The organism is Chryseobacterium flavum (assembly GCF_003385595.1).
Classification (GTDB): Bacteria; Bacteroidota; Bacteroidia; order Flavobacteriales; family Weeksellaceae; genus Chryseobacterium; species Chryseobacterium flavum.
On record NZ_QNUE01000010.1, the window covers coordinates 13,864 to 32,025 of the forward strand.

General features: G+C 37.1%; 18 protein-coding genes. 8 read left to right on the forward strand and 10 right to left on the reverse strand.

Translation table 11 applies throughout. The features are described from left to right. Positions 1 to 42: 42 nt before the first annotated feature. Together leuD and leuB are read left to right on the forward strand one after the other, a co-directional pair. Positions 43 to 660 carry a 3-isopropylmalate dehydratase small subunit gene (leuD, locus tag DRF59_RS13020; protein WP_115960745.1) on the forward strand — a complete coding sequence of 206 codons (618 nt, stop codon included), beginning with the start codon at positions 43 to 45 and terminating at the stop codon, positions 658 to 660. After that, complete coding sequence (gene leuB / locus DRF59_RS13025; protein WP_115960748.1) at positions 641 to 1,765, forward strand: 3-isopropylmalate dehydrogenase; 1,125 nt, start codon at positions 641 to 643, stop codon at positions 1,763 to 1,765. The genes leuD and leuB overlap by 20 nt, the downstream gene beginning before the upstream one ends. A gap of 69 nt (positions 1,766 to 1,834) precedes the next feature. Here the strand turns inward: leuB and DRF59_RS13030 are convergent, their stop codons facing one another. The 9 genes from DRF59_RS13030 to DRF59_RS13070 all read right to left on the reverse strand — a co-directional run bounded on the left by DRF59_RS13030 (position 1,835) and on the right by DRF59_RS13070 (position 10,229). Continuing rightward, positions 1,835 to 2,020, reverse strand: a complete 186-nt coding sequence (locus DRF59_RS13030) for a hypothetical protein (RefSeq protein ID WP_115960751.1) — start codon at positions 2,018 to 2,020, stop codon at positions 1,835 to 1,837. Between the two features lie 72 nt (positions 2,021 to 2,092). Continuing rightward, positions 2,093 to 2,698 (reverse strand): DUF4230 domain-containing protein, encoded by a 606-nt coding sequence (locus tag DRF59_RS13035; protein ID WP_115960754.1) that lies wholly within the window; start codon positions 2,696 to 2,698, stop codon positions 2,093 to 2,095. A 2-nt stretch (positions 2,699 to 2,700) separates the two neighbouring features. After that, positions 2,701 to 3,264, reverse strand: a complete 564-nt coding sequence (locus DRF59_RS13040) for a TlpA family protein disulfide reductase (RefSeq protein WP_115960757.1) — start codon at positions 3,262 to 3,264, stop codon at positions 2,701 to 2,703. Positions 3,265 to 3,267: 3 nt separating this feature from the next. Further along, entirely contained in the window at positions 3,268 to 3,735 is a 468-nt protein-coding gene (locus DRF59_RS13045; protein WP_115960760.1) for a pyrophosphohydrolase domain-containing protein, read from the reverse strand. A 149-nt stretch (positions 3,736 to 3,884) separates the two neighbouring features. Beyond that, entirely contained in the window at positions 3,885 to 4,304 is a 420-nt protein-coding gene (locus DRF59_RS13050) for a hypothetical protein (RefSeq protein WP_115960763.1), read from the reverse strand. A 13-nt stretch (positions 4,305 to 4,317) separates the two neighbouring features. Then, positions 4,318 to 5,031, reverse strand: a complete 714-nt coding sequence (locus tag DRF59_RS13055) for a glycohydrolase toxin TNT-related protein (RefSeq protein WP_115960766.1) — start codon at positions 5,029 to 5,031, stop codon at positions 4,318 to 4,320. 399 nt (positions 5,032 to 5,430) lie between these two features. Continuing rightward, positions 5,431 to 8,361 (reverse strand): reprolysin-like metallopeptidase, encoded by a 2,931-nt coding sequence (locus tag DRF59_RS13060; RefSeq protein ID WP_115960769.1) that lies wholly within the window; start codon positions 8,359 to 8,361, stop codon positions 5,431 to 5,433. Between the two features lie 214 nt (positions 8,362 to 8,575). Further along, complete coding sequence (locus DRF59_RS13065; RefSeq protein WP_115960772.1) at positions 8,576 to 9,073, reverse strand: DinB family protein; 498 nt, start codon at positions 9,071 to 9,073, stop codon at positions 8,576 to 8,578. Positions 9,074 to 9,089: 16 nt separating this feature from the next. Next, positions 9,090 to 10,229 carry an acyl-CoA dehydrogenase family protein gene (locus tag DRF59_RS13070; protein ID WP_115960775.1) on the reverse strand — a complete coding sequence of 380 codons (1,140 nt, stop codon included), beginning with the start codon at positions 10,227 to 10,229 and terminating at the stop codon, positions 9,090 to 9,092. A gap of 190 nt (positions 10,230 to 10,419) precedes the next feature. Between DRF59_RS13070 and DRF59_RS13075 the strand changes: the two genes are divergently transcribed. The 6 genes from DRF59_RS13075 (at position 10,420) to DRF59_RS13100 (ending at position 17,317) form a co-directional block, all read left to right on the forward strand. After that, positions 10,420 to 12,333 carry an endonuclease gene (locus DRF59_RS13075; protein WP_115960778.1) on the forward strand — a complete coding sequence of 638 codons (1,914 nt, stop codon included), beginning with the start codon at positions 10,420 to 10,422 and terminating at the stop codon, positions 12,331 to 12,333. A gap of 139 nt (positions 12,334 to 12,472) precedes the next feature. Then, entirely contained in the window at positions 12,473 to 13,078 is a 606-nt protein-coding gene (locus DRF59_RS13080) for a SatD family protein (RefSeq protein ID WP_115960781.1), read from the forward strand. A gap of 2 nt (positions 13,079 to 13,080) precedes the next feature. Continuing rightward, positions 13,081 to 13,776 carry a DUF3307 domain-containing protein gene (locus DRF59_RS13085; protein ID WP_115960784.1) on the forward strand — a complete coding sequence of 232 codons (696 nt, stop codon included), beginning with the start codon at positions 13,081 to 13,083 and terminating at the stop codon, positions 13,774 to 13,776. A gap of 36 nt (positions 13,777 to 13,812) precedes the next feature. Continuing rightward, on the forward strand, positions 13,813 to 14,535 hold the full coding sequence (purC, locus tag DRF59_RS13090; protein ID WP_115960787.1) for a phosphoribosylaminoimidazolesuccinocarboxamide synthase: 723 nt from the start codon (positions 13,813 to 13,815) through the stop codon (positions 14,533 to 14,535). A gap of 129 nt (positions 14,536 to 14,664) precedes the next feature. Beyond that, positions 14,665 to 16,164: an amidophosphoribosyltransferase gene (gene purF, locus DRF59_RS13095; RefSeq protein ID WP_115960790.1), complete on the forward strand. Its 1,500-nt coding sequence runs from the start codon at positions 14,665 to 14,667 to the stop codon at positions 16,162 to 16,164. 205 nt (positions 16,165 to 16,369) lie between these two features. After that, positions 16,370 to 17,317, forward strand: coding sequence for a glycerophosphodiester phosphodiesterase family protein (locus tag DRF59_RS13100; protein WP_115960793.1), 948 nt, complete (start codon positions 16,370 to 16,372; stop codon positions 17,315 to 17,317). Positions 17,318 to 17,408: 91 nt separating this feature from the next. On the opposite strand, the gene DRF59_RS13105 is transcribed toward DRF59_RS13100, so the two are convergent. Then, complete coding sequence (locus DRF59_RS13105; protein WP_115960796.1) at positions 17,409 to 18,110, reverse strand: porin family protein; 702 nt, start codon at positions 18,108 to 18,110, stop codon at positions 17,409 to 17,411. Positions 18,111 to 18,162 lie beyond the last annotated feature (52 nt).

Genomic DNA, 18,162 nt, shown 5'->3' on the forward strand with positions numbered 1-18,162 from the left:
TTTTGTGCCTTTGTGAGTTTAAGTCTAAACAATATAGAATACATGCAAAAATTAGTTATTATAAAATCTACTGCAGTTCCATTGCCTGCAGAAAATATAGATACAGACCAGATCATTCCGGCAAGATTCCTGAAAAGTATAGATAGAAAAGGGTTCGGAGAGAATCTGTTCAGGGACTGGAGGTTCAATATCCATACAGGAGAACCGAATCCTGATTTTGTCCTGAATAATCCAAAGTTTGAAGGTGAAATTCTGGTGGCAGGAAATAATTTCGGATGTGGAAGCAGTCGTGAACATGCTGCATGGGCATTAACAGATTATGGTTTTAAAGTGATTGTTTCCAGTTATTTTGCTGATATTTTCAAGGGAAATGCTTTAAATAACGGACTTCTTCCGGTCAAAGTATCAGAAGGATTTTTAAAGGAAATTTTAGATGGGATCAATGAAAACCCTGCTCATGAAATTGCAATTGATGTAGAACTGCAATCAATTAGCTTTAAAGATACAACTGAAACCTTTGAGCTTGATTCTTACAAAAAAATATGCCTGTTAAACGGCTATGATGATATCGATTTTTTAATCAGCAGGAAAGAGGCTATAAAAAAATTTGAATTGGCTACACTAAAGACACAAAAAACAAATGAACAACAATTATTTTAAAATCGCAGTTCTTCCCGGAGATGGGATCGGACCTGAAATTATCAGTGAGAGTATTAAAATTCTGGATGTAATTGCTGAAGTTTTTCAGTACACATTTAAATTCGATTATGGACTGATAGGCGCTGAAGCTATTTTCAAAACAGGAAACCCATTGCCTGATGAAACATTGAAAATATGTAAGGAGTCCAGCGCTGTTCTTTTCGGAGCAATAGGAGATCCGGTATTTGATAATAATCCGGAAGCAAAAGTAAGACCTGAACAGGGATTGTTAAAACTTCGTAAAGAGCTGGGATTGTTTGCCAATATCCGTCCTTTGAAGACATATCCGTCCTTGATTGATAAGAGTCCGTTGAAAAGAGAAATTATTGAAGGGGCTGATATCCAGATTTTCAGGGAGCTGGTAAGCGGAATTTATTTTGGTGAAAAATTTACCGACCCGGAAGGTAATTACGCTTATGATGTCTGCAAATACAGCCGTGAAGATATTATTCCGATTGCACATATGGCATTTCAGGAAGCACAGAAAAGAAAGAAAAAACTTACTCTTATTGATAAAGCGAATGTACTGGACACTTCAAGATTATGGAGGAAAATCTGCCAGGAAATTGCACCTCAATATCCTGATGTACAGCTTGATTATATGTTTGTAGATAATGCAGCCATGCAGCTGATTCTTAATCCTAAACAATTTGATGTTATTCTGACTGAAAATATGTTTGGGGATATTATTTCTGATGAAGCAAGTGTCATCGGTGGCTCTATCGGATTACTTCCTTCTGCCTCCGTAGGAGAAAAAAATGCTTTGTTTGAGCCGATCCACGGATCTTATCCTCAGGCAAAAGGCAAAGGAATTGCCAATCCTGTTGCTTCCATTCTGAGTGTCGCTATGATGCTTGATCATCTTAGCTTACATCCGGCTGCAGATAAATTAAGACAATCTGTGGAACATGCGATTGAGAATAAATATGTTACTGTCGATCTTAATACAAAACAATATTATTCCACAAGTGAAGTAGGCAGTTTTATTGCTGATTATATCAGGTATTCCGAAAAGTCATATTACAATTTCGAAAACGTAAAAATCGGAAAATCCACCATAGTATAGTTCGTAACCGACTAAGTTCAATAGATAGATAGTTAGAGAAAGGTTCTGCCTCACATGAGACAGAACCTTTTATTCATCTGTATTATCCGTTTTTCCTGACTTATTTTCTGAAGGTTTTTGAATATCTTCTTTATCTATATCAGGTGGGTTGGTCTTTTTTGAAGAAGCAGGAATGTTCTGGAAATCCTGATTCTGTTTTTTAGTCTCTGCAGCATTGGCAGGTTCTTTCTTTTTGGTGTTTCCTTTTGTATCCATGACTTTACATTTTAAGTTCGAAGAACATGTAGAGTATCATTCAAAGGGTTTGCCAAACAGAAAAATTTTATTCTAAAGTCCCAAAATACCAATTTTGCCGGTTTTGTCTTCAATGGTATAATTCAGAGCTTTTGCCAAAACAAAAATATTATTAAGGTTTTCCATTAATTGTTTATGACCTTCACTTCTTAATTGATTTTGATCAATTGATTTTATGGCTGTTTCCTTGGCTTTCTCGGTTACATTCCTGATGTCCTTTTCAGAAATTCTGTTAAAAAATGAATCATCCAGTGACTGAATTTCAACACTGGGAGTTATCCTTATATCCGCATCAGGGAGTTCAGTGATGACCAGTTTTTTATTGATTGAGTCTACTTCGATCTTCATTTTATTCAGATCATATGAAACCTGTGCATTGGTCTTGGTATAGGTAATAATACTGTTGCTGGAAACTTCTTTTCCAAACATTTCATATCCCATCTTAGTTTTCTGCATGCTGGAAATATTCTGTTCCATTACTACCATTTTATTCATCCTGGCAATCTGATTGGTCAGGACGTAATAATCAGACTTCTCAGTTTTTCCACCAAGATTCAGACAGGATTTAAGGCCAAAAAACAAAAGCACCATAACGCCTGCTCCTGCAATAAACGATAAGATTATTTTATTATTTCTCAAGTCTATTTAAAAATTTCTTTGATTACAGAGGAATCGTTTTTCTTTAAAATTTCAACCAGATCTCTTTCAATATATCCGGTCGTAGGCATTTCCACAATCCTTCCGGCTTCTTTTCCGTATCTCTGAAGAATAATGGTAGGAACCTTCTGGATATTGTAAAGACCTTCATCTCCGGAAGGAGATTCTTTTTTACGGTTAACAGCAATAATTGTCAGCTTGCTTTCCGGAAAGCCAACTTCTTCCAGAATCTTCATCAGTCGCGGAAAATCCCTGTGGCTATCTTCGCACCAGGTACCTATAAAAGCTATAATGTTATAAGAATTCAGTCTTTCTTTTCGGAGTTCACCAATTGCTTTCTGATCAAGAGCATATTCATCGTGTTCTTTTACGTACCAGTCAGAATAGGGAGCTTTTAAAAATTGTTCTTTTAGCTGATGCCCCAAAAGCATTTTGCCATCATTCTGGGTTTCAACCTCCCTGTTAACAACAGTTTTTTGAGCGCTAAATTGCTGAACAGCTAAAAAAATGCTTGAAAGGGCAACAATATTCGTAATAATTTTTTTCATATTTTATTTCTCAATAATAGATTTCAAATCAGCAGGAGAGTAGTATTTATTCTTTAATACTTTATGATCTGCCTTTCTGTAGACATTGAATTTCTCTCCGGATTTTTCATAAAAAGATTCTACTTCTTTATCTTTATAAAATTCAACTGTTTCTTCTGCCTGCTCTACTGTATCACAAGCTTTAGACATATTGGATCGCTGAACTTCATTGAATAGCTCTACAAATTTATTGCCAAGACCGAATTCAAGGACTGCACCACTCAAAACATACTGGAGATCACACAAGGCGTCTGCAATCTCTACAATATTCTGATCAGCAATAGCTTGCTTTAATTCGTTTAGTTCTTCCTGAAGAAGTTCTACTCTGAGGTTGCATCTTTCTGCGGAAGGAATTTGTGGGGTATCTAAAATAGGGGCTTTGAAAGTAGTATGGAATTCTGCTACTTGGTTCAGACTATCAATTTTATCCATGAATTTTTTTATTTATCACAAAGATAGAAAACGATTTGTAAATGGTAAAATGTATGCTGTGAAATGTAAGATGAACTTGTAATGATATCCGCATAAAAAACTCCACAATGTGAAACTGTGGAGTTTTCAGATAAGAAGGAATCTATAAATTATTGTATTTCTTCATATTTCCAGATTCCGGAGATCTGTAGAATTGTCATGCCGGGTTGTTTTTCTCCGTAGCCAAATACACAAATGTATTTTGAATAACAGGTTTTGCAGTGGGTTCCAAAATACAGAGTAGGCAGCTGATTAACAGTTAACTCTCCGAAATGCAACATTCCGGGAGATGTTGTTGTAACAATTTCATGCTTTAATAATTCATTTTTTGGCAGCACTTTATCTTCATTGTAAATTTGTAGAATGGGAAATCCGGACTGATGTGGAATTATTTCAACTCTGTTTTCATGACTGCAGTCACAGCAGATAAACTTTACCGTAGCTGCAGGAATGATCTCATTATTCAGGAAAACACTTTTTTCCAGAAGGGCTTTTTTGCTGATTCTTATTTTTTCTGATATTGAATACATCTGATTTTGTTTATTACTGAATAACGGTACCTGCCAAGTTATTGTATTTTCCACTTGGGCTTTTTTTAATAGTAACTTTTATATATCCTTCTTCAGCTAACTTATTCCAGGTTTTCTGATACCCTGTGGTAATATCAACAGGAATTTTCCACATGGTTTGTTTGCCGTTACCTGCCTGTCCGAACCACGGAATAATATCTGCCGTTTGAGATTGGAAAGGCAGCAGATTATTCAGGACGTCTATCTCATAGTAAAAATCATATTTATTTTCGGGCTGATTTAGAGCCCGCTCTGTAAAAGTATAGACATACCCATTGATAATCGGGCTTGTAAAACTTCCTCCTAAAGTAGGCACACCGGTTCCGTCATAGTTGCCAACAGCACCACTGTACCGGTCAAATTTTTGTCCGGCCTGAAGCGGAACATCATCCACAATATTATATCCTCCATTTGCCGGAGGCCAGCCGCTATTAAGACTGTTTGTTTTAAAGAGAGCTTCCAGTTCACTCCATTTACCCTGCTTGTACAGATCAAATGCCTGACTTCTGATTGCCTGACTTACAGATCCCGATGGATCATACGTTAAAGCAAATTCGTCTGCATTTTTATAAAATACAATTTTAACGGGGTTTGTACTGTTGTCAGTTTCATCCTCTCTGTCTGAACTACAAGCCAATGAAAAAGAAGTGACCGCTAAAAAAAAGAAATACTTAAATAAATGTTTCATATAAAAAATTTAAAGTGTGATTTTAATAATTCTATTTCCGGAGGGATATTCCATCTAAAACTCAACTGCATTAAGAGCATTTTAACCCGATATCCTACCGGGGTGAAATCAATTAAAAGAAGGATAAAGAATACGAATAAGCCGGACTTTAATTGCCTGAAATAATTTCATGACATCTGGACAAATACAATTCGGAAAACAGTACAAAGAATAATATTGCGTGATAAATTTAATAAAAAAGCATTATTGAATTAAATTTATTTAAGATAAAAAATAATAAATGTATTTACATCATAAATAATTTATTTTTAATATTGAGTTGTATTTACTGAGGACAGAATAAAAAAAGACTGCCCTATACGGGGCAGCCTTCTTTTCATCCTTAGTTTATTAAGCTGATTAATTTTTAATAAATCTTTTTGCAGACTCTCCAACCTGGATCGTATAAGCTCCTTTGATAAGAGCACTTACATTTACAGATCCTCTCTGAAGTTTTCCTGAATCAACCAGTTTTCCACCCATGTCGAAGATTTTGTAATCTTCCGATGTTGTATTAGAAACATACAATATGTCTTTAACAGGGTTAGGGAATAACTTAATATCTGTGATCAGATCTTTTGTATTAGATAATTCTCCTTTAGCGGAAGATACAATATTAAGCGTGTAATCTTCAACTTGTCCATATGTATAAGCTTCACAAGATGAAGTAGGAATGGAGCTGTATTTCATCATAACTCTCATTCTTGTTGACCCTACAGTGGCTGTCGCAGGAATTGTAATAGATCCTGATACCGGACTTGTTGTAGATCCTGATCTTGTCCAGGCAAGCTCTCCGCTGTCTGTGAAATCCCCATCTCCATTATAGTCAATATAAACTGCGTATGCTTCACTGTACTTTGTAGAAGTCCAGACCGGAGTTATAGAGATGGTATATGCGCTACCTCTGGTCACATTGGTAGAAACAGAAGTAAAGTTTTCATAGCCCGCAGTTCCTGTAGAAGTATTATTGATTGTTCCGAATTTTACATTTCCGATTCTTTCGTCTGCAGTATTGGATGCAGAAGAAGAACAGTAAGTAACAGTTCCGCCTGAAAGAGTGGTAACACTTACTGTATTGCTGGAAACAGAAGCATTTCCTGCTGCATCTTTTGCTTTCACTGAGAAAGAGTAGGTAGTTGCAGGAGTAAGTCCTGTTACTGTATACGTTGTAGAAGCAGTAGAACCAATTAATGAAGCTCCCTGATATACATCGTAACCTGTAACTCCTACATTGTCCGTAGCTCCGGACCATGAAAGATTGGTAGTTGTAGATGTTGTTCCTGAAGCTGCAAGGGTAGGAGCAGTAGGAGCGACAGTATCAGGAGTACCTGACCCTGCGTTTACTGTAATGTTGGCATTATTTACATCAAAGAAAATGTGATTTGATCCTTTTACCATAATTCTTCCTGAACTGGTAAACACATTAGGAATTGTTACAGCCTGCGAACCGTCATTTGGTGTTCCGGCCAATAGAGTAGTCCATGTATTTCCGTTATCTGTTGACCAAAGGATGTCCACATTCGCTGCATTTACACCATTTGCTGTAGTTCCTGCAACATTCCATGTCACCGTTTGAGAGCTTCCTCCGGAATATGTTGTTGCTGAATTCTGTGAAGTAATGTTAAATGGCCCGGCAGTTCCGTTAACAGTGATTACAGCATCATCAGAATTGTTTCCTGAACCTCCGGCTCTGTTATCACGAACTGTAAATCTGAAATTTAATGTTCTCGCTACTGAAGAAAGAGCTTCAACTGTAATTTCGGAGCCGGCTGTAGTAGTTGCACCTGCCAATACGGAAGCCATTCTTGGGAAATATCTTACGGGAACAGTGGTAGGAGCCCATGATCTGAAGTTAGGACCAGATGTTTTTGTTGCGCTGGCTGCGGAACTTGCTCCTGTTTGTGAAGAAGAAGCATTGTCCATCTGCTCCCAGATATAGGTTAAAGAATCTCCGTTTGCATCTGTACCGGTCCCTGTCAGTACAAAAGGTGTTCCTTTTGGAATTGTATAATCCAATCCTGCATTGGCTGTCGGAATTGAGTTTCCTGTATCGGTATTTACTGAACAGGTTTTAGCCTTAATATTATTGGTGATCTGCTGAATGCTTATCGCATGGAAGAATGCATCTGAATGCGGCTGAATATCCTGGCTTGTGATCCCGGCATATCCCATGATGGTAGATCCTGATCCCGGTTCCATATTAGCACCTGTACCTTCATTGCTCATGGAGAAGGTGTGGTTGCCTCCGAACTGATGTCCCATCTCGTGAGCTACGTAGTCGATATCAAAATTATCTCCTGAAGGAATAGCATCAGCCGGGGAAGTGTATCCGCTTCCTTTCGATCCGTTTGTACAGATACAGCCGATACATCCTGCATTTCCACCACCTCCTGACGCACCGAACAGGTGTCCGATATCATAGTTCGCTTCGCCAATTACAGAGGTTAGAGTACTTTGTAACTGAGAATTCCAGTTGCTCATTCCTGAGGCCGCAGAATAAGGGTCAGTAGAAGCGTTGGTGTAAATTACAGAGTCATTGTTGGAGATAAGAACCATTCTTGCTGCAAAATCTTTTTCAAAAACACCGTTTACACGGGTCATCGTATTGTTCATAGCAGCAAGAGCCTGAGCTTTAGTACCTCCGAAATACGCGGTATACTCACCCGTACAGGATAATGCCAGCCTGAATGTTCTTAATTTGGCATCATCAGCATTTGGCCTCGCCGTAAGACTTGTATTAGCTGTGCCCTTTTTTGCAACATCTATTACAGTACATTCAAACTTACTAAGATCATCCTTTTTATCTGACTTTCTGTAAACAACATAAGTAGAAAGATCTTTAGAATAAGGCTCAATGAATACGGCGGATCTGTCACCGTAAACTTCCATTGAAGATAAACCAAGTGGGGAAACGCTGAAATAGACTGTAGAATTGGAATCACCAAGACCTTCTCCTACATATGATTTAATATCCGGATATTTTGCAGCAAGCTCAGGTGCAAAATTGGAATTCTCCCTCACTTTAAAATTCTCCATTTTTCCTTCGGAATTCGGAAAAGAGATAATGAGTTCCGACTTTTCGCCGGCAGCCAATCTTTTGGGAGCTTTTGCCAGAGCATTCTTTAATCCGTTGATATCCAGATTGTATATCTTTGGATTATTAATGTTAGACTTGTTTTCGAAAATCTCAGATGAACTTTTTCTGGAACCTTCTGACCAAAGACGATCGGTCTGCGCGAAAGAAACACCCGTAATAAGGAGCATTCCAATCAGGGTTAATTGTTTTTTCATATTAAATATTAATTTTAATTGTGGAATGTCAAATCTAATAAAAAATATTTTACGAAAAACAAAAATTTTTAAGAAAAATTTAGACTATTTGTTCAAAATATTATGCAATACATTAAATATACTTAACAAAATCAGTGGATAAGCCATAAAAAAACAAATGGTACATACCTCAGTATATACCATTTGTTCAATTATAAATTAATTAATCTTCTGATTACATTTTATCATCTGCAGTTGGTCCATAAAGTCCCGGAACTTTATTTCCGGTTGCCCTTAAGTAAACTACAAGCTCACCTCTGTGATGATACAAATGATTATAAAGAAAACCTCTGACCACCTGAATTTTCGGTGATGGTGGAAAAAGAACATTTCCGTTCATTTCCATTTTCCACTCATTGAAATAAGTGTTTTCGTCCGATTCTTCCAGTACTCTTTGAGCTTTCGCCACATTTTCTTCAAACTTTAAAAGAATATTCTCTGCTTTGGAAATGTCTCCTTTATCATACTCATATTGCCCCATATCAAAGACATCCTGATTGAAAGTAGGAGCGTACCAGTTATAGACTTCTGCAATATGTGATGCCAGCTGGCCGGTTGTCCAGTTCTTTTCTGACGGCTTCCAGTCCAGAGCGCTGTCAGGAATTGCTTTTAAAATTTTTCTGGTGTTTTCGGCCTCATGCAGAAATTCACCTAAAAGTGCCTGTTTAATCATTTGTATTGGGATTTAATTATTTTGTAATATCTCTTCCGATCACCAGCCTCTGAATTTCAGAAGTACCTTCACCAATCGTACAAAGCTTAGAATCTCTGTAGAATTTCTCAGCAGGGAAATCTTTTGTGTATCCGTAACCTCCGAAGATCTGAACAGCATTATTTGAAATTCTCACACAAGCTTCTGAAGCATATAATTTAGCCATTGCTCCCTCTTTAGTCATTTTCTGCTTGGCATTTTTCAATGTTGCCGCTCTTTGGATGAGCAATTCAGCCGCATCAATTTCCGTAGCCATATCAGCTAACATAAAGTTAACGGCTTGAAAATCAGAAATTGGTTTGCCAAACTGATGTCTTTCTTTTGCATATTTAAGAGCAGCCTTGTATGCTCCTCTCGCAGTTCCCAGACTTAATGCAGCAATAGAAATTCTACCGCCGTCCAAAATTTTCATAGCCTGCTTAAATCCTTCTCCTACTTCTCCTAAGCGGTGTGAATCCGGTACGCGAACATTGTCAAAGATCAATTCTGCAGTCTCAGAAGCACGCATTCCAAGTTTGTTTTCCTTTTTTCCTGAAGTAAAGCCAGGCATTCCTTTTTCTAAAACAAAAGCAGTAGAGTTATTTTTAGCTCCTTTTTCACCTGTTCTTGTCATCACTACTGCAATATCTCCTGAAATAGCATGGGTAATAAAGTTTTTAGCACCGTTTATAACCCATCCATCCCCGTCTTTTACAGCAGTAGTAGACATACCGCCGGAATCTGAACCCGTATTATGTTCTGTTAACCCCCAGGCCCCGATTACCTTCCCGGATGCCAGTTGAGGAAGCCATTTGTTTCTCTGTTCTTCATTTCCAAACTCATAAATATGGTTGGTACAAAGTGAGTTATGTGCTGCTACAGAAAGACCGATCGAAGGATCAACCTGAGAGATCTCATCCAGAATGGTAACATACTCATGATACCCTAAACCGGAACCGCCATACTGCTCGGGAATTACAACTCCCATAAATCCCATTTCCCCCAATTGGTGAAACAGATCTTTTGGAAAAGTCTGGCTTTCATCCCACTCCATTATATTCGGTCGGATATTCTTCTCTGCAAATTCTCTAGCCGTCTCCGCTATCATTTTGATGTTGTCAATAGTCTCTGTATTCATATAGATAATAGTTAGTTCCCAAAGATAATTAAATTGATGGAAAGCCAAAAAAAATTATTTCCGGCATATGATTTCTCTCTCAATATTTTAATTTTCAATTTCTTATCTGTTAAAATTTATCGCTTTCTTAATAAATAACTTTAGTCCTGAAGGATCTTAATTTTCTATTTTAGTATTCAAATTTTACAATATGAAAAAACTTCTACTTCCTGTGATCTTCATTTCATCTTATCTTCTTTCGCAGGCTCCGGCCGGATATTATAACGGAACAGCAGGCCTCTCAGGGTATGCACTGAAATCTAAACTACATGATATTATTTCGGAAAAAAATATTAACTGGCATTATGGTGATCTTCCTGCATACTATGGACGGACTGATCTTGACCTGTATTATGATCATGATGTTTCGAATACCATGTATCTTCTGGATATCTATTCGGAAATACCTTCAGGAACAGATGCTTATGAATATACCCAGGGACAGTTAATTTCCTCTGCCGGAGCGGAAGGCCTGGGATATAACAGGGAACACATGATCCCTCAGAGCACATTCAGCACAAGCTCAAAAATCAGTGATTATCCGATGTATTCTGATCTGAATTTTATAGTCCCTGTTGACGCAAGAATTAATCAGTTAAGAAATAACTACCCTTACGGAGTAGGGGGAACAGTCAGCTATTACAATTTCACAAACAGTTCCAGAATGGCCAATTCTGCGATTCCCAATTATCCTTATACGGGACGTGTATATGAGCCCATTGATGAGTTTAAAGGAGATATTGCAAGAACCCTGTTGTATTTTGTTGTAAGATATGAAGGAAAATTAAATTCATTTAATACCGCCTACAGTACTTCTTCAACCATCACTCCGGCAACAGACCAGTGTCCGTTCGACGGAACCGAAGAACGGGCTATTGATTTAGCTTATATTGAAATGCTGAAACAATGGAATACCCTGGATCCGGTTTCACAAAGGGAAATTGACAGAAACAATACTGTCTACACAATACAAAAGAACAGAAATCCCTTCATTGATCATCCTGAGTGGGCAAACCTTATCTGGTCAGAAACTCCGGATATGGTACCTCCTGCAGCACCCGGAACTCTTGTCTCTACTCAACAGAATGCTCATTTTATTAATCTGAGCTGGAGTGCTCCTTCTGATGCAGATCTTTTGGGATACAGGATATATATGAACGGTTCTGCAACTCCTGTTGCCGTCACAAAAAATACGTCTTTAAGTATTGACCACCTGGATCCGTCCACTACTTATACTTTTACAGTAAAGGCTTTTGATAAAGGGTATCTGGAATCACCGGCCAGCAATACGGTAACAGTAACAACACTGACTTCTGATTCTTATGCAAAGGACCTTCTGATCACGAAATACATTTCAGGAACCCATAATATGACTGTCAGCAATAACGCCCTGGAAATTAGTAATAAGACAGGTCATGAAGTTAATTTAAACAACTACAGAATCAACATTCTTTTTAAAAATACAACCAGCGGAGCTTATTATAATGGTGACACTTATGAGCTGGAAGGAAAAATAGGAAACAATGAAAGCTTTGTTATTTTAAACCCCAGAGCTGATCTGAGCTGTTACAGTAACGGGCAGGCAAAGTTTGTAACCGCTTCTGATCCGATGACATATAAGGGGACCAATTATGTTGAACTGGCATACAACAAAACGGTAACTGTAGATGCAATAGGTGTAAAATATACAGATAATACCAATGGAAATGTTTCCTTATACAGGAAAAACACGGTCACTCAGCCTGTCAATACATTTAACATCAATGAGTGGGATGCTTTCCCTTCCGACTATTGTCAGAATTTAGGGGGAACGTTATCCGCGGATGAACTGATCACCTCTGCAGAAGAATTTAAAGTTTATCCTAATCCTGTGGATGATTATTTGTTTATCACCGGAAAATATGAGAATATCGGAAATGTAAAAATCACAGACCTTTCCGGCAAGATAATTTATACAGAAAAATATCCTTTTAGAAATAAGAAGAGTATTCCTGTGCAAGGACTTCCGGCGGGAGTTTACATTTTGAAACTGGACGGTCACATTCATAAATTTATTAAGAAGTAGTATATTTTCCACAGGTTTACAGTCATTAAACCTGGTGTTTATCCTATTATTGATATAAGCAGATTCACTAATAATCAATATCTATAAGTGTTTCTGCTTATATTTTTTATTTATAAGTATTTATGCTTATATTTGCAGTATGATAGCGGTTATTACCGGTGATATTATAAATTCACAACATGCGGATACGGAAGTTTGGATTACCAAACTAAAAAATCTTCTCGAAAATTGGGGAAGCACACCCCAAACATGGGAGATCTACAGAGGAGATGAATTTCAGTTCAAATGTAATATTGATGATGTTTTCTGGTATTTTCTAGCCATAAAATCAATTATTAAAAGTCAGGAAAATTTAGACGTAAGAATGGCCATAGGTATAGGTGAAGAAAGTTTTTCTTCGGAGAAGATCACCGAATCCAACGGTACCGCATATGTACATTCAGGAAGATTGTTAAATGACCTGAAGAGCGATGGCCATACTGTTGCTATTAAAACATCCAATGAGTCTGTAGACAGAGATCTGAATATTCTCTTAAAATGGGCTTCTAAAGATTTTGACAACTGGACTATGGCTACTGCAGAGATCATACACGAAATGATTATGAATCAGGACATCACCCAGGAAGATCTTGCTAAGAAATTTACAATTTCACAATCTTCGGTAAGCCAGAGACTGAAACGGGCCAACTATGAGCTCATTGTAGAAACGAATCAATACTTCAGAAAGAAAATCTCAGAATTATAATCATGATCTTTATTCAACTCATATTGGCACATCTACTCGGAGATTTTATTCTTCAGCCGGATTCATGGGTTGCAGATAAAGAAAACCGCAGATTAAAAAGCAAATTTTTATATCTTCATATTCTGATACATACTGCTTTAAGTTTAATTTTCCTGTGGAATCTTACACTTTGGTGGGTAGCTGTTCTGACAGGTGCTTCTCATTTCATTATTGATGCAGCTAAGCTTACCTTTCAAAACATCAAAACTAAAAAAAGATGGTTCTTCATTGATCAGGTTTTACATGTCCTGGTAATTGCGGGAGTGTCTTTTTACTTCGGGGAATTTGATTTAAGCTTTTTAAAGAACCAGGAATTTTTAAAAATACTTATGGCGGCATTATTTCTTACAATGCCCGCTTCTATTTTTATCAAAATACTTTTGTCATCCTGGACACCGTCTCCGGATGGCCCCAATAATATACAAACCGAATCATTAACAAGTGCCGGAAAATATATCGGAATTTTAGAACGTTTACTGGTTTTCACCTTTATAATGGTGGATCACTGGGAAGGAGTAGGTTTCATGGTTGCTGCAAAATCTGTTTTCAGATTCAGTGACCTTGCCCAGGCAAAACAGAGAAAGCTCACAGAATATGTACTGATTGGTACACTGCTGAGTTTCGGACTGGCTGTCTTAACAGGAATAATAATTAAATAAATCAATAAATCTAACTACAATTTAGAAAGTAAAATTATGAGTCAAAAGAAAGAAATGTTGTATGAGGGTAAAGCGAAACAAGTATTTGCTACCGATAATCCTGATGAAGTAGTAGTACGTTTCAAAGACGATGCTACAGCATTTAACGCTCAAAAAAGAGGGCAGGTTGACCTGAAAGGGGAAATGAACAATGCAATTACAACCCTTATCTTTGAATACTTAAATGAAAAAGGAATCAAAACTCATTTCATCAAGCAATTAGACGAAAGAGAGCAATTGGTAAGAAAAGTATCAATCATTCCATTGGAAATGGTAGTAAGAAACTATTCTGCCGGAAGTATGGCCCAAAGATTAGGTGTTGAAGAAGGCATCAAATCCCCGGTAACCATCTTTGACATCTGTTATAAAAAAGACGAATTGGGGGATCCGCTTATCAATGACCACCATGCCGTTTTCTTAGGTGCTGCTACCTACGAAGAACTTGATGAAATGTATGAATTGACCTCAGATATCAATGAAATCCTTATTGACCTTTTTGACAAGATCAATATTATTCTGGTAGATTTCAAAATTGAATTGGGTAAAACTTCAGACGGCCAGATTATTTTAGCGGATGAAATTTCTCCTGATACATGCAGACTTTGGGATAAAGACACCATGAAGAAGCTGGATAAAGACAGATTCAGAAGAGATCTGGGAGAAGTTACAGAAGCTTACGTTGAGATCTATAACCGTCTTAAAAACCTTCTTGGGAAATAAGACAGATCAGATGTCAGAGATCAGATTCTGACTGCCGAAAGCATTTTAGTAAGAAATACAATTTGAAGTCATTTTTGGGGCTGATATCTTAATCTGACTTCTAAAGATCTACAATTAGAAAAAATAGAAATGAAAAGTTTAGACATTCATAAAAGTGAATATTTAAAACAGTTTAAAGACCAAACCTACGGCAGAAACCTTTTCAGAACACAGGAAGAAGAAAGGCTGGATGCTCCCAATGAAGAATGTGGGATCTTTGGACTATATTCAGATAATGATCTGGATACATTCTCTCTTTCACAGTTCGGACTTTTTGCATTACAGCACAGGGGCCAGGAGGCGTGTGGTATTTCTGTTCTGAAAGACGGGAAAATCACAAACATGAAGGATGAAGGATTGGTTTTGGACGTTTATAAAGACATTCAGGAACCTGAAACTTTTATGGGAAATTCTGCTATCGGACATACCCGTTATACGACAGCAGGAGATAAAAAGAAATATAATTTCCAGCCATTTTTCGCTAAAAACGAATATGACCAGATTATACTTTCCATTGCTCACAACGGAAACCTTACCAATGCAAAAGAATTAAAAGCTGAACTGGAAGCTGAAGGAGTAGTTTTCAGAGCAACTTCTGATTCTGAAGTTATTCTGAGATTAATTCAGAAAAACCTTGACCTGGGTCTTCGGGGTGCCATTAAAGCTACTATGGAAAAAATCGAAGGAGCGTATTCTGTAGTAGGAATGACAAGAAATAAATTCTTTGCATTCAGAGATTTCAATGGCATCCGTCCGCTGGTTTTGGGAGCAATTGACGAAAAGTCTTATGTAGTTGCTTCAGAATCAGTAGCGTTAGACGCTGTAGGAGCACAGTATGTACGTGATATTCTTCCGGGTGAAATTATTTATACCAATGAAAATGAACCGGGTAAACTTCATTCTTATATGATGGATGAAGCTAAAGGAAAGCAAAGAATCTGTTCGTTTGAATATATTTATTTTGCAAGACCGGATTCAACGCTGGAAAATATTAATGTTTATGAAATCAGGGAAAAATCAGGAGAAAAAATCTGGGAACAGGCACCTGTGGATGCTGATGTTGTAATCGGAGTTCCGGATTCCGGAGTTCCTGCCGCTATTGGATTTTCAAAAGCTTCAGGCATACCTTTCCGCCCTGTACTGATCAAAAACAGATATATAGGAAGAAGTTTTATCGTTCCAACACAGGAAATGAGAGAACGTGTTGTTAACCTGAAATTGAACCCGATTATCTCTGAAATAAAAGATAAAAGGGTAGTAATCATTGATGACTCTATTGTTCGTGGTACAACCTCTAAAAGACTGGTTAAAATTTTAAAAGACGCAGGTGTAAAAGAAATTCATTTCAGAAGTGTTTCTCCTCCTATTATTGCACCTTGTTATTTAGGAATTGATACGCCTTCAAAAGACGATCTGATTTCAGCTAATATGTCAACAGAAGAACTTAAAAATTATTTGGGAGTAGACTCTTTAGAGTTTTTAAGTACAGATAACCTGAAAGAAATTCTAGGATCTTCCAATCACTGCTTCGGATGTTTTACAGAAGAATATCCGGTAGGAAAAGGAGAGGAGGTAGATTTATTTAACTGATTTCAGTTTAGAAAATAAATAGCAGCCAGGTATAATAAGATCATTATGCCTGGCTTTTTTATGCTCTGCCAACGGATTAATCAATAACATATAAGCTCCTTCTAAGTAAAGCAGGAGCGTATTTATAGAAAATTAGCAAAAGGTTAATATTCCCTTTATGATCCAACGTAGTGGTAAACTCTAAATTTGTATCATAATCAGAAATATGAAAAAGATCATTTATGCGGTAATTCTTTTAGTATCTATCCATCTGTACAATGCTCAGTCTTTTGATAAACAGGCTCACCGGGGAGGAAAAACCTTATACCCTGAAAATACAATTCAGGCCATGAAAAATGCATTAGAAATGAATGTTACTACATTGGAAATGGACCTGGCTATAACAAAGGATAAAAAAGTAATTCTTTCTCACGATGCTTTTCTTTCTCCTGAGTTAGTAACCAGACCGGATGGGAAATATATACCAAAGGATTCAGGTTTTTATTATAAAATCTATGAGATGGATTATGCAAAAATCCAGACATTTGATGTAGGATTAAAGAAGCTGTCTAACTATCCCGACCAAAAGAAAATCAAAGTACAGAAGCCTCTTTTTTCAGAGGTAATTGATGCCTGCGAAAGCTATTCCCGTGAATTGAAAAGACCTTTACCTTTTTATAATATAGAAACTAAAACACGACCATTTTCTGATAATATCCTTCATCCTGAACCAAAAGATTTTGTGGAGATGATGATGAAAATTATTTTAGAAAAGGGGATTCAGGATCGCGTAATCATCCAGTCTTTTGATCCGAGAACGCTTGAAATCATTCATCAGGATTATCCCGGCATAATGACCGCTTTGCTGGTAGAAAAAGTGGATGACAGGAAACTGGAACAACAGAGAGCCCATTTCAAAAATGTACCTGTAGAAAAATTCAGATTATATCCAGATCACCTGAACGGAGTATCCGGAGATATGAAATTTTTAAGTTTTATTCCAACCATTTACAGTCCGGAACATTCCCTTGTTACTCCTCAGTTGATTAAAGAATGTCATGCTGCAGGAATGAAGGTCATTCCCTGGACGGTTAACAGCAAAGAAAGATTAGAGGAATTGAAAACAATGGGAATAGACGGAGCCATCAGTGATGATCCCAGAATATTTGAATAGCTTATCATTAATAAAAAAATGGCCGGAAAAAATTCCGGCCATTTTCAATGCATAAACTGCATTTGGAGTTAAAAAAATTGATTAAATCTAATTAAAATTTATAATTCAGACCTAACTGGAATACCCTGTTGTTATTATCAGCAGCCGGAACTCTTTTATCAATCTTTGTCAAGCTGTTCACGTATCTTGCATTGATCCCGATGTTAGGTGTAATGTCATATCCCAGACCAAGTCCTAAACCAAAATTAAATTTGTTGATATTATCCTTGTTAAGATCTTCAGAGTGAGATTCTGTTGTGGTTGTAGTAATACCTCCTGTAGTACTGGCAACCGTAGCTTCTCCTTTCGTTTTACCATTCAGAAAATAACTGAATTCAGGTCCTGCTTCAATATAAAACCCTTCAAATGGCTTCATTTGAACCATTACAGGAACTGAGATATAATTCATTGTCAGTTTATCCTGACCTTTGGTTTTTATAGTAGTAGCTCCTTGCACTTCTTCGGTTGAATAAGCGACATCTCTTGCTCCCATCTGATTATATAATACCTCAGGTTGTAAGCTGAATTGTTTAGAGATTGGAATATTAACCAAAACCCCTGCATGGAATCCTAATTTCTGGCTGTTAAGACCAAAGCTTTGCTGGCTCATGTAAGCAGAGTTACCTCCGGCTTTAATACCAAATCTGACAGGCTGAACATCATTTTTAAGTGGAGATGATTTTACAGTTTCTGTTTCCTGGGCGAAAGCTAACGTACCAGCCGTTAATGCAAATCCTAAAAATAACTTCTTCATAATTTCTATTTTTAATTTTACTATTTGTCTCTGTTATTTTACAAAATGCTTG

Bases quoted from the DNA above. Each gene is read 5' to 3' on its own strand.
- DRF59_RS13050 (WP_115960763.1), bottom strand. From the start codon at position 4,304: ATGTATTCAATATCAGAAAAAATAAGAATCAGCAAAAAAGCCCTTCTG.
- leuD (WP_115960745.1), top strand. From the start codon at position 43: ATGCAAAAATTAGTTATTATAAAATCTACTGCAGTTCCATTGCCTGCA.
- DRF59_RS13070 (WP_115960775.1), bottom strand. From the start codon at position 10,229: ATGAATACAGAGACTATTGACAACATCAAAATGATAGCGGAGACGGCT.
- DRF59_RS13075 (WP_115960778.1), top strand. From the start codon at position 10,420: ATGAAAAAACTTCTACTTCCTGTGATCTTCATTTCATCTTATCTTCTT.
- purC (WP_115960787.1), top strand. From the start codon at position 13,813: ATGAGTCAAAAGAAAGAAATGTTGTATGAGGGTAAAGCGAAACAAGTA.
- DRF59_RS13045 (WP_115960760.1), bottom strand. From the start codon at position 3,735: ATGGATAAAATTGATAGTCTGAACCAAGTAGCAGAATTCCATACTACT.
- DRF59_RS13060 (WP_115960769.1), bottom strand. From the start codon at position 8,361: ATGAAAAAACAATTAACCCTGATTGGAATGCTCCTTATTACGGGTGTT.
- DRF59_RS13085 (WP_115960784.1), top strand. From the start codon at position 13,081: ATGATCTTTATTCAACTCATATTGGCACATCTACTCGGAGATTTTATT.
- DRF59_RS13055 (WP_115960766.1), bottom strand. From the start codon at position 5,031: ATGAAACATTTATTTAAGTATTTCTTTTTTTTAGCGGTCACTTCTTTT.
- DRF59_RS13040 (WP_115960757.1), bottom strand. From the start codon at position 3,264: ATGAAAAAAATTATTACGAATATTGTTGCCCTTTCAAGCATTTTTTTA.
- DRF59_RS13105 (WP_115960796.1), bottom strand. From the start codon at position 18,110: ATGAAGAAGTTATTTTTAGGATTTGCATTAACGGCTGGTACGTTAGCT.
- purF (WP_115960790.1), top strand. From the start codon at position 14,665: ATGAAAAGTTTAGACATTCATAAAAGTGAATATTTAAAACAGTTTAAA.
- DRF59_RS13030 (WP_115960751.1), bottom strand. From the start codon at position 2,020: ATGGATACAAAAGGAAACACCAAAAAGAAAGAACCTGCCAATGCTGCA.
- DRF59_RS13100 (WP_115960793.1), top strand. From the start codon at position 16,370: ATGAAAAAGATCATTTATGCGGTAATTCTTTTAGTATCTATCCATCTG.
- DRF59_RS13065 (WP_115960772.1), bottom strand. From the start codon at position 9,073: ATGATTAAACAGGCACTTTTAGGTGAATTTCTGCATGAGGCCGAAAAC.
- DRF59_RS13080 (WP_115960781.1), top strand. From the start codon at position 12,473: ATGATAGCGGTTATTACCGGTGATATTATAAATTCACAACATGCGGAT.
- leuB (WP_115960748.1), top strand. From the start codon at position 641: ATGAACAACAATTATTTTAAAATCGCAGTTCTTCCCGGAGATGGGATC.